Source organism: Marinomonas sp. G8-14 (assembly GCF_055808935.1).
Genome location: NZ_CM147891.1, coordinates 4,161,371 through 4,175,962, shown reverse-complemented (window position 1 = coordinate 4,175,962; position 14,592 = coordinate 4,161,371). Strand labels below are relative to the sequence as shown.

Below are 14,592 nucleotides of genomic sequence, written 5' to 3'. Positions count from 1 at the left end.
GAGCCTATTTCATTATTCTATGTAAAAATTCAGTAACATTAATACCATCAAAAATATGAGGATACTCCACTTTGAAAATCAAAACAAAATCATCTTTTGAAAGCAACTTAACTTTCTCTGAAGCAAGTAAAACTTCCATAGCATCAGTATTTTTTTGCGATACCGCAATGTACGAAATACCGTTATCTATTAAACTATCTAATACTTCTATACTCAAATTATTGATTTCTTTAGAAAGGATATCAAGCCTATCTCTATATATAGTATTATTGGATCCATAATAAATTTGGTTAGCAATAGGTTTATTGTGATAAATTCTATTAGCTAAATACGCATAATTACTCTCAGGAGGTGCTGTTATTGGTGAGTAAAAAGGGATTTCCAATAGTATACCATTTGGCTCAGTTGCTAATGAAGCGTATGCCTCTTTTTTATCTAACTTTAAGCCAGAAAACCTATTAAACATGTCAAATCGAGCGACATCATTGTGAACCAACAATACAATAAGGACTATCATTGAAGAAAATAAAAATTTCCCTTTATATCCTTGATCCTTACTAAATAGTTTAGGAATCTCCAACAGTAATATGGCTAATATAATAAACATGCCAATATTAAAATATAGCAAAGATCTTAGCCCTACTCTGAACATCGGCGCTATTTCATAGGTAACGAAAACTAAAGAGAATGGGTTCTCTGGTGATAATGTGAATAAAAACATTAGCAATGAGGCAAAAAACCAAGGACAAAGTTTTTTTACTGTTTGTAAAAACAAACTAAAATCTTTAACAAATATTGTATATAAAAACACTAATACAAGCATAGGTATTACAATACCCAGCCTATATGACATTTCCCATATGTCTGTATGAAAAACATCTCTATTCAAGAGTTTATCAAAAAACACTATATTAGATTCAAAAACTGGAAAAATTGTTTTTAACGTATAAATCGTAAAACTATTCCAATCATGTACATGTGTATTTAAAATATGACCATTAGACTTGATGAAGAGAAAGTTTATAATTGGTTTTGTCAAGATATTAGGATATAAAACCAACATCGCAACGATAAAAAACAGTGCTGCAATAATAATAGATTTTAGAAAATTTAAAAATTCGATTTTTTTATAATTTGTTAATATAAAAACTATAAAAAAGCCGATGGTAAAAATAACACCAAAATATCCATAGTATTCGTTCACATTAATATTGAACGCATGAGCCAATGATAACAAAACAAAAGATTTGGTATGTAGGTTTCTTGCTACATAGAGAGTAGACCAAACGACTAAAAGTGGAGCAAAGGAAACACCTAGCCCGAATAAATGTGCTTGTGCTCTAATAATTGTATTATCCATTGAGGCAAACGAAATACACAACAGCAGAGCAATAAATTTGTTAAGACCTATATAGCGAAAAAGTCCATACCCGACAAGTAAGGTAGACAAAAAGCCAAGCATAGCAATAACATCATAAGAAGTTTCAGCTGTAAAAAAACTTCCTACTGAATAGCTTATTATTTTCCAAAATTGACTTGATGGACCAGGATTTGCAAGCGCTTGTCCATTATTTTGATACAAAATCATATCTGAAAATAAATAGCTCCAACCACCATTGCTTACTAAATCTTGCAAAGCATAAATACCAGCAATAGTACCAAGACCATCTCCAGAGTTAGCTAAAACTAAATCATGAGAAAACAGCACCTTACTATATTTAAAAACACTAAATAGACATAAGAATGGGAACACTATTAAAAAAAGCTTCTTCTCTTTATTAAATCTAAAAAATTAAAATGCATAGTGTTCTCCTGAAGACTAATCCATTCATTTAGTTTACTCCTATTGCCTTATTAAAAAAAACAGTTGAACTTTGTTTCCAGCTGAGCCAATGCATCGTTGAAGAATTAGGATGTAACTTTTGTTTATTTAGCTCTACCCAATCAGATAGTGTTTCAGCGATATTAATGTCAGAATCTCCACTGAAGTAATAAGCACTATCTCCAGCAACTTCTCTGAAAACTGGAATATCTCTTGCAATTATAGGCAGAGAGTACTGTGCAGCCTCAATTAGTGGAAGACCAAAACCTTCGCCAAAAGAAGCCGCTATCAATGCTGAGCAAGAGTTATATAACAAATCTAATTCTCTATCATCAACATTTTCCTTCCATTGAATATTTAAAGAGTTAACATTTAAATAATTTAACTTTTCAATTAAATTATCATTACCCCATCCAGCTTTTCCTACTATTAATAATTTATATTGAGGGTACTCTTTTAGAAAATATTCAAAAGCTCTTAATATCTGATCATGCCCTTTCCTTGGTTCAATAGTACCAACCATCAAAAAAGTATTTTCGTAGTTACTACTAACAGAGTCACAGATATTCATAAAATCTGCTCCAAGATGAAAAAAATCTATCTTTTGCGTAAAATAACGAGGTTTCTTTATATTTGCACAATTAAGATATGATTGAACTTCATGCTTGACAGCTTCCGATATACAAATAATTTTATCAGCCGAATAGGCAACTACTTCCAACCACTCAGCAAATGCAATACTCAAATTTTCATTAAAAAAATGCGGACATTGCACTGGCAATATATCATATACAACAAATGAAAGCGTAACCCCGCGGTACTCGCCAAACCTCATATAATTTCTGCCGCTGATCAAGATGACCTAAGAACAAATCAAGAGCTAAAAAATGATCGCCATGAGAAGGCACAGCAATACCTTCTCTAGCACTTTTACCAAGTTTTTCTTGATGAAAATCATGGGCATAGTCATACCAACCACCAGAATTGTACTTAACCAAATATATTCGCTCTGAAAACTCCGAAGGAATATTTTCAATAATCGATTTAACAACTCGTTGTATACCTGTTTTTGCATCAGCAGTTGATATTTCAGTAACATCTATATAAATATAACTATTTCTAGTAAAAAAAAGTTGTTCAATACTCTGCGCAGACCTGATGAGATCATTATCAGTAAAGGCCGATGTAGTCTTTTTAAATTCAGATAAAAATATTTTCTGGTCGTATATCTTACGACCACCACTTGTTTTTTTATTAAATTTAAGGTCTTTGATAGCTCTATTAAAAACCTTTACAGATTTATCTAAATTATATTCAATATCTAATCCATTGCTAGACAAACTATTACCTAGATAAAAATCAACTCTTTCGAATATATTGTAAAGACTAAGGTTTAAGGACATCCAACAATCTAAATCAATAACTGTATTATATCTATCGCCGGCATCGTTATTTACATTAAATTCAACAGTAAACTCTTTCAATTCGTTAAAGAGTTTCGTTTTTTCCGGTTTAATCCCCACCTTATTTTCGGAACATTCCTTTAATTTTGCTGGGCATATAGATAAATAAGGAAATTCTTTGGTATTTTCTTTCTTGAAATCCCTCGAATTTACTATTAATAATTCACAGAAAAAATTACCATCATGTGAATTCATTTCGTCATCAGGCAGATCGATTATTGCAAACAATTTAATTTTAAATTTGTTAGCACACTGCACTTTCTCAAAAGCATAAAAGAAATTTTTTAGTTCTTCTTTATTAGAAAACTCTATATATACATTTAGAAAAAAATTTCTTTTCTTCTCTTATCACATAGAGTTTTAAACTTTGGTATATTAAAACTCTCACAGTTCTGCTCAGAGGAATTACCTTTTCTAGATACCTCCTTTACATTATAGTCAGCAAGAAAAAAGTCGGCTTTCGATAGTCGTTTGTTCTTTTTCTTATACCAATAATTATGATATAAGTTAGCCCCATTATTAAATTGTGAGAGGGAACTGTTATAGATAACTCCAACTAAACCTTCTATTTCAGGCACTGTAGTTAAACAGTGACCATTAAGATGATCAAAATAACCAAAAATTATAAACACATCTGGAGAAGTCTTTCTAACAAATTCATCTCTCACTAACTCAGATGCATTATCAAGATATCCCACACCATTTTCTATTGGCAAATGAATATTTGAGTAACAACAATGTATGTTATCTAAAGGTAGAAATGTTTCTAAATATGCCCTCAACTCCAGTGAATCAGATAACATTTGTTCATTTATTAAAACATGCACATCAACACTCTTATTATCTGCATGATGAAGCATCTGGAGAAATAATATATGTGATATGTAATATTCTTTAGGAAATAATTTATCTTGCAGTGCCTGTAGATCGAACAGAACCTTAAACATTACTTATATATCTCTAAAAATATTTTTTCAGCAACTTGACTCAGAGGTATTTTTTCAGGCTCTCTAACCTCTGTTTTATAAATAAATCTTCTAATCCGCTCTTTCAACAAAGGAAACCTTAAAAAAAATGCTTTCGCCAAAAAATCAACCTTGAGGCAAACAAAAAATTCAACATATATAAATTTTAATAATTTCTTTATCATAAAATATTCTCTAAAATTTTATAGTCTATTAGGATATATATTTCAAAGTGCCAGTGAAATTTCATTATCAGCGATGCAATTTGCAATTATTCTTATTTCTTTATCTAAATACTCATATCCAGATTCAACAAAAATAGATCGGATTAATTCATCTTGACTATATACATTACTTCCTTTGGCTTTTATATTTTTTTCGCAAAGATCTTTTGCTTTATTTAATAATAAATCTGTTGTCTTAACCCAAGAAAAAATCTTTGCTCTTTTTCTTGCATTATCCTTTAATCGATTTCTAAAGCTTTCGTCTACTATTGCTTCTTTTAATTTCTCAGTGATACTACTAATGTTATCAGGTGAAAATGTAGCTTCTTCAAGTCCAATAACTTCTGGTAGGCTTGACACATTTGAACATATGGTAACGGCATCACACATCATTGCTTCAAGTACAGGCAGACCAAACCCTTCATGAAAGGAAGGAAAAATAAAAACAAAGCATTGTGTGTACAAATTTTGTAATTCTTTATTAGAAATAAAACCTGTAAATATAATTTTTTCTGGTTTGATTCCTTTACTTGCAACAAATTTCCTTAAATTTTTAATATCATTTTCAGAATATTTCCCTACTAACACAACATCAAGCCTATTTTTTATGTCTTGATCCAGATTAGAATATGCAGATAACAAACCTTTTAAGTTTTTCCTTTCATCACAAGCACCAGAATATAATATGAATTCGTTATGTATTAAAAAACGACTGCTCAAATCAATTCTTTCATGAACCTCTAGTGCTTTATAACCAGAATCGCCAGCAGAAGATATATTAACAATATTTTTTTCCGATATACCACCTAGTTCAAGAAACTCATTTTTAGAGCTTTCAGATATTGAGAATATAACATCAGCTTTTTTAGCCTCTGCTAACTTTTCGTAATACCATTCCTTCATGTTTTCTGTTGGTAGGTGTAGATCAGGATTATAGAGAGGTATTAGATCATAACCGATAACGCCAACTTTATAATTTCGATTATCCTTTATATCACAGACAAAATCCTCCGTTGCACCTTCAAATAATGAGGTGATCAAAACAAAATCAGGATTTAGTGCATTTATATAATAGTCACGAAGGATTGAAGCAGCCTTTCTTAATCTATCAACACCAAGTAAACAAGAAACATTATGCGGTGCTTTGAAAATTTTAATTTTATCAATTGCATAGTAGCCATCTAATTCTTTAAAGACCACTTCAGCCGATTCTTTACAGTAATCATTTAATAAAAATACAACTTCGATATCATCCCTTAAAATCATTTCTTTTATGAGTGATAAGGTATAGTGGCCAATCCCTCTAGTACGACTAGAAGTTTGCATACTTTGAATATCTATAAGTATCTTCATTTTTTTAGCTGGCCTTGATCTATAATTTCTATTATCTTTTTGTACACATTATAACTACTAGGAGATAAGTAAGTTATCTCCTCGCTTACTTCACTTTGGTTATTTAATTTTTTATACCATATGTAGACTTTAGATCCACTATCCTTACCTAAAAACTTTATTGCATTTTTTCTTATCATTGGATTTCTTAAAAAATAGTCAACTAAGACCATAAAATATTTAGCTTTTCTTTTCAAAATAAACCCCAAATTCATTTATTTATAACTTTAAGCTCTGGATATAATTTACTAAATCCAACGAATGATTTATTTTTTTCTGGAATAATTTGAAAAGTATGAGCTACATCTACCCATTCATAATTTTCACTTAAATGATTTTCACCCCCTCCAAGAGAGGTTTGTAGTGAATACTCACCGACACCAATATCAAGTTTAATAGAAAACTCAAAATCATATGTCGATCCAGGCTTTACACAATATAGGATTTGATTTAATAAATAGGTGTTTGTACCATAAACGGTTTGGCCTAGCCTATCTTTGAAAGAGAACCCTAAAACTAATTTTTCAATTTCTTTTTTAACAGCAACACTTATTTTAATTTTTATCAGCTCGCCAACATTAAAATTATTTCTGGAGCTTCCGTTATTATCAATAAGATCAATATTAAATACGCTAGCCTCATCTGTGCCGGATATTGTTTTAGTCTTACCGTTACTTAAAAGATTCTGTTTAACATTTGAACTACCACTACTCGAAAGCTTAGCGTTATATAGATCCATAACAGCTTCTGATAAACCAACTTTAGCAATAGTACCAAGCTCTAATAAAATTGCCGTACCACATATAGATCTCACTGCACCGGTATCATGAGACACAAATAATAACGTTGTGCCTTCTTTACAGTATTGCTTTATTCTTTCTAAGCTTTTATGTTGAAAATACACATCACCTACAGATAAAGCCTCATCAACAATAAGAATATCTGGGCGTATTGCCGTCGCAACTGAAAACGCCAGTCTCACTTGCATACCACTCGAGTACACACGTACTGGCATGTCTATGTAGTCACCTATTTCAGCGAACTCTTCAATGCTGGGAAACAGCTTATCCATTTCTTGCTTACTAATGCCCATTAGTTGACCGGACATATAAGCGTTTTCACGACCCGTAAATTCAGGATGAAACCCCATCCCTAACTCTAATAATGCAGCGACTCGACCTTGCATTTCAATTGAGCCAGTCGTAGGTTGAGTAGTACCTGTAATCATCTTAAGTAGAGTGCTTTTACCGGCACCATTGACGCCTACGATACCGACGGCTTCGCCAGGTTTTATATCGAAATTAATGTCTTTTAACACCCATTTCAACGTGTGTCTTTTTCCTAAAAATGGGAAGATCCACTCAACCACTTTAGACAACTTTCTTGGATATTGCTTGTAAGCTTTACCCACATTTTTAACAATGATTCTACCCATTAGAGTTCATCCACCATATCGCCTGAATGCTTTTTAAACAAATACAGACCAATTAGAAGTGACGCAGAAGCCAATGCACATAACTGAACAATGTCTTTCAGAGTAGGTAGAGTCTGGGTCAACATGATATTTTGATACACTTCGATAAAGTGGACCATGGGATTAAGATAAATATAGAAATGTGCCCATTCAGGTATGATTGCAAGGGTGTATACTATTGGCGTCCCCCAAAAAAGAAATTGCAAAGCCACATCAACGAGTTGCCCCACATCTCTAAAGAAAACGTTTAACACACCAAGAGCAACGCCCAATCCTAAAGTAAACAATAACTGAATTAATAGAACCGGAAATACAGCCAAGAAATTGATACCTGGAAAGTGACCGCTTAAGATTAAAAAAACAACAAAGAGGCTGTAAATAATAAAAAAGTTCATCACTGCAGATATGGCAACGATGAGAGGAAGGCAAAATTTTGGAAAAGTCACCTTTTTCATTAAATTTGCGTTTTCAATAAAGGTATTTTTCGTCCTATTAAGTTGCTCAGCAAACAGCCCCCAAGCAAGAAGCCCTGAACATAAATAAATACTGTATGCGAAACCGCTGTCATTCCCTGGTATCTTAGCTTGCATTACCTTTGAAAAAATAAGCGTGTAAACCAGTATCATAGCTAAAGGCTGGATAACTAACCAAGCAATGCCTAACAGGCTTGATTGATAACGCGTTTGAAAGTCTCGCCGAACACTCGCCCAAATAAATCCTCGGTATTGAAATATGGTGTTTATACTTTCTTTCATTTATTTCTCAATTTATTAAAGTCAATGCATTAAGCAGATAGGGCTGATTGTATATAGTGCAACACGATTTGAACCATAATATCAGCCTTGTGTCCTTGATCACTCTCCACATAACACCTTAACTCTGGTGCATTGCCAGACGGTCTTAAATGAACAATGTCGCCATTATTGAGCGTCATGCGTAGTCCATCCGTTTCATCGATTGAAACGACATCAGGTACATCACCATCTTGCGCTAGCGCGGAGAATAATTCGCTCCGCTTTGACTGGTTTGCCTTAATATCTGCAATCAGCTGTCGACTGGTTTCCGTTGGAATACCTTTAATACGATCACTCGCGGTGAAGCGCGCGGGAAACTCGGCCGTCAATTGACTAATAGGACGCGCTTGTTCAAACGACATGGCTAATACAATTAAAGCCGGTAATACGGAATCGCGCGTTGGCAATGCATGTAATGTTTGCCCATTCACCACAAAATCCGCCCCCACCAAAAAACCGCCATTGGCTTCATAACCAACGACTCTGGCATCAGGTGACGCCTGTAATAATGTATCCATACCGGCAATCACATAAGGGGAGCCAATTTGAGTGCGTAGCGTTTTCCTGATCGGGGTTTGCAACGCCCCTCTCAGTTCAAGCACTGTATTCACATTGACTGGCGCGGCAACATGCGTTGCGGCCAGGTAGTCTGCACACAAAACACCAAGAATATCACCGCGTAACCATTCACCGCTTTCATTAGCAATCAGCGGACGATCGCCATCACCGTCTGTGGAGATAATGGCATCCAACTGATATTCTTTAGACCAGTTCAAGCCTTTTTGAACATCCTCTTGCGATACGGCTTCCGTATCGATCGGCACAAACGTCTCGGTCCGCTCTAACGACACCACCTCAGCACCAAAATGACGTAACAATTCTTTGATTACGTCACGGGCGACGCTCGAATGTTCATAGACACCGACACGTTTGCCTTGCAACATAATCGAAGGAAAAAGCGAGGTGTAACGCTGTTTAAAAAGTGTTATTGCAACGTCATCAACATTCGGCAAAGCCAACTGAGCGACTTGCTCAGAGAGCGTTTCAGGTACCACCACGATACCGTCCATAATCGCGGCTTCGTCGGCTTTACTGATTTCCCCGTCGGGGCGATAGAACTTAATGCCATTACGATCAAACGGAATGTGGCTGCCCGTTATCATCACTGCAGGCATGGCATTTTGCATAGCATAAAGCGCCAAAGCTGGCGTGGGTAAGGCCCCACAAAATACGACGTTAGCGCCAAAATATTCTGCGGCCAGCACCACCGCTTTAGCGATATCAGGACTGCTCGGGCGTAAATCCACACCCACTACCACACGAGATGCAGAAGGGCAGACCTCTTGCAGAAAAGAGCGCACAAACGCAAAGCAAAGCTCAGGAGTTAAGTCTTTTACCAAACCACGCACGCCACTCGTGCCAAAGGCCACACCCAATTCATTGCTAAGTTGTTTGACCTGCACAGCATTAGAACTCATTTTATCAATCCTTGCTTAACGACCATAACGATCACTGAAACGTACAATATCGTCTTCGCCTAAATAACTGCCCGACTGCACTTCCACCAGCTCTAATGGAATCTTGCCAGGGTTTTCCAAAGCATGAACCACACCCACCGGAATATAGGTGGATTCGTTTTCGGTCAACAGGATTTCACGATCACCATTTTGAACCTTCGCCGTACCAGACACCACCACCCAATGCTCGGCACGATGATGATGCATTTGCACGCTTAATTTCTCGCCGGGCTTCACCATAATACGTTTCACTTGATGGCGGTTTCCAAGATCGACAGTTTGATAACTTCCCCAAGGGCGATGAACAGTGGTGTGAAACATATGTTCTTCACGGCCTTCTGCTTGAATACGTTTCACAACCTTCTTCACATCTTGGGCATTGTTTTTGTCCATCACCAACACCGCATCCGCCGTCTCGACAATGACTAAATCTTGCACCCCCACAGCGGCAATCAAACGCGATTCAGAACGAATCAAACAATTCGTTGACCCTTCAACCATCACATCGCCAAGCAGCACGTTATTGTCTGCGTCTTTATCCGCGTAATCATACAAGGCATCCCAAGCCCCAATATCGCTCCAATCCCCCGCATAAGGCACGACTTTTGCTTTTTTGGTCGGCTCCATCACCGCAAAATCAATCGACTCTTCAGGACATTGCGCGAACAAGGTGGCATCGATACGCACAAAATCCAAATCTTCCGTACGCTGCTGATAGGCATGACTAACCGCTTGGTAAATATCCCCACGATGAACCGCCAATTCGTCCAAAAACGCTTTGGCGCGGAACAAAAACATCCCACTGTTCCACAGGTACTCACCCGAATCTAAATACGCCTGCGCTTTTTCAAGGTTGGGCTTTTCAACAAACTCCACCACCGCGAAGTGCTCACCAGAGCGAATATAACCATAACCGGTTTCCGGGCGAGTCGGCTGCACACCAAAGGTCACTAATGCATCGTCTTTCGCCAGTTCAACCGCTTGTTTAATCGTGGCTTCAAACGCCGCAATATCACGAATCACATGATCCGCAGGCAACACCAACATAATAGCGTCATCTGAAGGATCGAGCATCGCCTCAAAAGCCGCCAAAGCAATCGCAGGTGCGGTATTACGGCCTTCGAGAACCAGCACGATACGGGCGTTTTTCACACCAATTGACTGCAACTGCTGTGCGATCAAAAAGCGATGGTCTTCATTGCACACGATAATAGGATCACCCACCTCAAGAGACTGTGTTCTCAGTATCGTTTGCTGTAAAAGACTGTATTCTTTGTCGGTTAAAGGAAGGCATTGCTTAGGAAAGTGCTCACGAGAAAGTGGCCACAAGCGGCTTCCGACACCACCAGATAAGATAACAGGAATAATTTTCAAGACAGGTCCTTCGCATATGACAAAATAATTGCGAAGATTCTAACAAACTTCTAAAGGAAGGAATATAAAAATGCAGAAATAAAGGACAAACGCGACAAACGCCAAACCAGGCAAAATCACCTGTAGGTCGGCCTTTAGGCCGTCAAAAGCCACGAAAAGGATTCTAACCCTTACGTCCTATTCCTACGCATCAAATCCATTCGGATTACTCGACTGCCAGCACCATGAATCCCGACACATATCCTCTAAAGACAAGCTCACTTCCCAGCCCAAGATGTTGCGGGCTTTTTCCGCGTTCGCATAGAATTCAGCAATATCACCAGCACGTCTTGGCATAATCTCATAAGGAATAGCCTGCCCAGAGGCTTTTTCAAAGGCCTTAACAACATCTAAAACACTAAAACCAATGCCTGCACCAAGATTATAGGCATCAATACTTTTTACGGCTTGGCTCGCCAATTTCTCCAAAGCCTTAATATGACCCAAAGCCAAATCCACTACATGGATGTAATCACGCACGCCCGTACCATCATGTGTTGCATAATCACCACCAAACACACTCAATTGCGCACGCTTCCCCACGGCAACTTGAGTGATAAAAGGCATAAGATTATTGGGGACACCGCGAGGATCTTCACCCATCAAGCCACTCGGATGCGCACCAACTGGGTTAAAGTAACGTAACAAAGACACATTCCAGCGCTTATCCGAAGCATAAGCGTCTTGCAAGAACTGCTCTATCATCACCTTTGTTCGACCATAGGGACTAGTCGAACTAAGAGGGAAATGCTCAACATAAGGAATTGGGTTGTTTTCTCCATATACCGTCGCAGAAGAACTAAATACCAAATCAAACACGCCATGTTCTGCCATCACATCGAGCAAATTTAGCGTACCAGTTAAGTTATTGTGATAATAAGCCAAAGGAATCTTCGTCGATTCACCTACTGCCTTCAAACCCGCAAAATGAATCACAGCCTGAATAGCATGAGCTTCAAAAACCCGATTTAAGGCTGGTTTGTCCAATAAATCTAATTGATAAAAAGTTACTTGTTTTCCCGTAATACGCTCTATACGGTGCAAAACTTCAACATTCGAATTACACAAGTTATCAACCACGACAACATCATAACCTTGATTTAACAACTCAACACAGGTATGGCTTCCAATAAAACCTGTTCCACCCGTCACCAAAACAAACATCCAACACTCCCTATAAACAAAAAACCACATCACCTGTCGGCCTTTAGGCCGACAAAAACCGAATCACACCAACCAAAACCCTTGACGCGCTAAAGCACGACCTACAAAAAATACTCCACACAACATCCCGTAGGTCAGATGAGACGAGGCACGAGGCGTTATCTGACGCATGAGGCGCTTACCTACAAAAAACCGTGACGATTAAAACCAGCAAGCATAACAAAACTTACTCATTGATACTTAGCCGCAAAACGAACCACGTGATCTAGACATTGCAACAACAGACCAGCCATACCGAACGCTTTATTCAATAACGCCGATTGTATTTCAGGATCATCAGGGTAATCATGGGCAAATTGGTTACGCATTTCCCGTAACTTCAGCCACTGTTCAACAGAATCCAGGGCTCCTATCTTTTCAAGTCGATTTAACTTATCAATAAAGGTAGTAAGCTCACCTTCTTCATGCGTTAGCTCGATTACTGCAGGCAATAACTTTGCCCCCATCACATCCTGCAATTTTGAAAACCGGACAATAAACTGATCAAATACCGCAAGTTCCATTTCTGTAAGTTCAGACAAACTGGCCGCAGTGTAGGGGTGTTTATCTGCCAAGTGCTGCATAGACCAATTCAAACGTTCTGCATGCGTTTGGCAAATATTAACGATCCCCTGAAATACCTCCTTATTCATAAGCGAATACCGCTCTCTTTTGCGATTTTATAGATAGGCAAAAAGTTTCCAGACTTACGGTTGATTACCAAATCAATTTTCTGCTCACCAAGCAGCAAATGAAGTTCAACCAAAGCATTCAATTTAGCCTCAACAATATCATCGGCCTCATGCAAATCAGGCTCAATATACAAATCAATATCCCCGCCACGGGCATTATCATCGGCCCTAGAACCAAAAACTAGCAAATCAGATCCTTCGCCGAAATGCTTCAATAACACATGCTTAATTGTCTCTTGCTGGTATTTAGTCAAACGCATATCGGACTCCTTAAACTAACAAAAAACCACACCAAATCACCAAATCACCTGTAGGTCGGCCTTTAGGCCGAAAAAGCTAATCACACCAAACCAAACCCTCAAATACCACACCAATAAAAAACCATGTTATGCTACCCCCAACCATCAGGAAGATGGGGTCAAGACAACAAGGAGGACACACAATGTCGACGTTATTTTTTCATTTCGATGGCACAGACAATAGCCCAAATGACGCCTACGCACCAGAACACAGCGTATCCAGCATCACCAACGTATTAAAATCTCATCTATTACTGGGTGGTCGCGTAAAAAACCACATAGACACAACGCCCACACACCTCCCCCATCGCAGCTTTTACTACGCCGGCATCGGCACCTACGGCCACTGGCTGGAACAAAAAATCAACGCCGCGTTTGCCATTGAATCCGGCCACGTAGCCAACATCTTAAACCGCGCCTTAAACGACTTCAAAAACCATTATAGCCGCTCTACACGCCACATTGTCTTAATAGGCTTTAGCCGAGGCGCAGCCTTAGCAAGACGCTTTGCCGCGCTCATCACCCCACTTATTGATCGCCCTATCATCATAGAAGCCGTCATCGACACCGTCGCTTCCATAGGCTGGCCAAACTTAGACACCCGCCAACGCCCGCAAAGCGACGTGGTATTTGAACATGGACACACACTGCCAGAAGGCGTTCACCGCGCCTTACACCTGGCTGCTTTAGACGAACAACGACTCGCTTTTCGTCCCACATTGATCAACCACGATGGAAGAGCACTCGAAATCTGGCTAGCAGGAGCACATTCAGACATTGGCGGTGGCTACCGCAAAGATGGCATAGGAGACATAGCATTACGTCTCCTAATAGACTGGATAGAACAACAAACCAAACAAAATGCTTATCAAACAACACGCCTAGCAAAAAGTCAGCCGCCCCACTGGCAACCACTGCTCACCATAGAACCCAAACACCTAGGCAAAATACACTACCAACAACGCAACCTAAACGTCTGGCGCGACCTCACCCTCGCCCCACGGCACTGCTGCGTCTTAGAAAACGACCGCCCCAACCCCGAACTATCCCCACACTGGCACCACAGCGTCACCCAACGCATCCACAGCAACCTCGGCTACTTCCCCATCGCCCACTGCCCAACACCCGCCATACTCTGGCAACCAACACGCCCTTCCCCTTATCTCCTCCAAGGCTAGGATGGTGTTTGTCTATTGTTCCTTCCCCTTATCACTTCCAAGGGGAAGGCTAGGATGGGGTTGTCTCTTGTTCCCTCCCCTTATCTCTTCCAAGGGGAGGGCTAGGGAGGGGTTCTGAACTTGCAACCCCCTCCCGACCTCCCCCTTAAAAACACA

The 14,592-nt window shown here is 38.7% G+C and carries 15 protein-coding genes; 1 reads left to right on the top strand and 14 read right to left on the bottom strand.

Features of this window, described 5'->3' with window-relative positions; all coding sequences use genetic code 11:
• Nucleotides 1–4: 4 nt before the first annotated feature.
• The 14 genes from AC0L6V_RS21380 to AC0L6V_RS21315 form a co-directional block, all read right to left on the bottom strand.
• Entirely contained in the window at nucleotides 5–1,708 is a 1,704-nt protein-coding gene (locus AC0L6V_RS21380; RefSeq protein ID WP_265220368.1) for a glycosyltransferase family protein, read from the bottom strand.
• Between the two features lie 124 nt (nucleotides 1,709–1,832).
• A complete protein-coding gene (locus AC0L6V_RS21375; protein ID WP_418138588.1) occupies nucleotides 1,833–2,567 on the bottom strand; it encodes a glycosyltransferase family 4 protein in 735 nt (244 codons plus the stop codon).
• A 40-nt stretch (nucleotides 2,568–2,607) separates the two neighbouring features.
• Entirely contained in the window at nucleotides 2,608–3,480 is an 873-nt protein-coding gene (locus AC0L6V_RS21370) for a hypothetical protein (protein ID WP_418138587.1), read from the bottom strand.
• A gap of 125 nt (nucleotides 3,481–3,605) precedes the next feature.
• On the bottom strand, nucleotides 3,606–4,232 hold the full coding sequence (locus tag AC0L6V_RS21365; RefSeq protein ID WP_265220365.1) for a hypothetical protein: 627 nt from the start codon (nucleotides 4,230–4,232) through the stop codon (nucleotides 3,606–3,608).
• On the bottom strand, nucleotides 4,232–4,435 hold the full coding sequence (locus AC0L6V_RS21360) for a hypothetical protein (protein ID WP_265220363.1): 204 nt from the start codon (nucleotides 4,433–4,435) through the stop codon (nucleotides 4,232–4,234). Before AC0L6V_RS21360 ends, AC0L6V_RS21365 begins: the two co-directional genes overlap by 1 nt.
• A 42-nt stretch (nucleotides 4,436–4,477) precedes the next feature.
• Nucleotides 4,478–5,827 (bottom strand): glycosyltransferase family 4 protein, encoded by a 1,350-nt coding sequence (locus tag AC0L6V_RS21355; protein ID WP_265220362.1) that lies wholly within the window; start codon nucleotides 5,825–5,827, stop codon nucleotides 4,478–4,480.
• Nucleotides 5,824–6,063: a hypothetical protein gene (locus tag AC0L6V_RS21350; RefSeq protein WP_265220361.1), complete on the bottom strand. Its 240-nt coding sequence runs from the start codon at nucleotides 6,061–6,063 to the stop codon at nucleotides 5,824–5,826. The genes AC0L6V_RS21355 and AC0L6V_RS21350 overlap by 4 nt, the downstream gene beginning before the upstream one ends.
• A gap of 14 nt (nucleotides 6,064–6,077) precedes the next feature.
• On the bottom strand, nucleotides 6,078–7,301 hold the full coding sequence (locus AC0L6V_RS21345; RefSeq protein ID WP_265220360.1) for an ABC transporter ATP-binding protein: 1,224 nt from the start codon (nucleotides 7,299–7,301) through the stop codon (nucleotides 6,078–6,080).
• Nucleotides 7,301–8,095 carry an ABC transporter permease gene (locus AC0L6V_RS21340; RefSeq protein ID WP_265220359.1) on the bottom strand — a complete coding sequence of 265 codons (795 nt, stop codon included), beginning with the start codon at nucleotides 8,093–8,095 and terminating at the stop codon, nucleotides 7,301–7,303. The genes AC0L6V_RS21345 and AC0L6V_RS21340 overlap by 1 nt, the downstream gene beginning before the upstream one ends.
• Before the next feature lie 29 nt (nucleotides 8,096–8,124).
• Nucleotides 8,125–9,612, bottom strand: a complete 1,488-nt coding sequence (locus AC0L6V_RS21335) for a phosphomannomutase (RefSeq protein WP_265220358.1) — start codon at nucleotides 9,610–9,612, stop codon at nucleotides 8,125–8,127.
• A gap of 15 nt (nucleotides 9,613–9,627) precedes the next feature.
• Nucleotides 9,628–11,025, bottom strand: coding sequence for a mannose-1-phosphate guanylyltransferase/mannose-6-phosphate isomerase (locus AC0L6V_RS21330; RefSeq protein WP_265220357.1), 1,398 nt, complete (start codon nucleotides 11,023–11,025; stop codon nucleotides 9,628–9,630).
• 183 nt (nucleotides 11,026–11,208) lie between these two features.
• Entirely contained in the window at nucleotides 11,209–12,228 is a 1,020-nt protein-coding gene (gene galE / locus AC0L6V_RS21325; protein WP_265220356.1) for a UDP-glucose 4-epimerase GalE, read from the bottom strand.
• Between the two features lie 230 nt (nucleotides 12,229–12,458).
• A complete protein-coding gene (locus tag AC0L6V_RS21320) occupies nucleotides 12,459–12,920 on the bottom strand; it encodes a hypothetical protein (protein WP_409419048.1) in 462 nt (153 codons plus the stop codon).
• A complete protein-coding gene (locus AC0L6V_RS21315) occupies nucleotides 12,917–13,219 on the bottom strand; it encodes a nucleotidyltransferase domain-containing protein (RefSeq protein WP_265220353.1) in 303 nt (100 codons plus the stop codon). Before AC0L6V_RS21315 ends, AC0L6V_RS21320 begins: the two co-directional genes overlap by 4 nt.
• Nucleotides 13,220–13,401: 182 nt before the next feature.
• On the opposite strand from AC0L6V_RS21315, the gene AC0L6V_RS21310 reads away from it, so the two are divergent.
• On the top strand, nucleotides 13,402–14,436 hold the full coding sequence (locus tag AC0L6V_RS21310) for a T6SS phospholipase effector Tle1-like catalytic domain-containing protein (RefSeq protein WP_265220352.1): 1,035 nt from the start codon (nucleotides 13,402–13,404) through the stop codon (nucleotides 14,434–14,436).
• The last annotated feature ends 156 nt before the right edge of the window (nucleotides 14,437–14,592 follow it).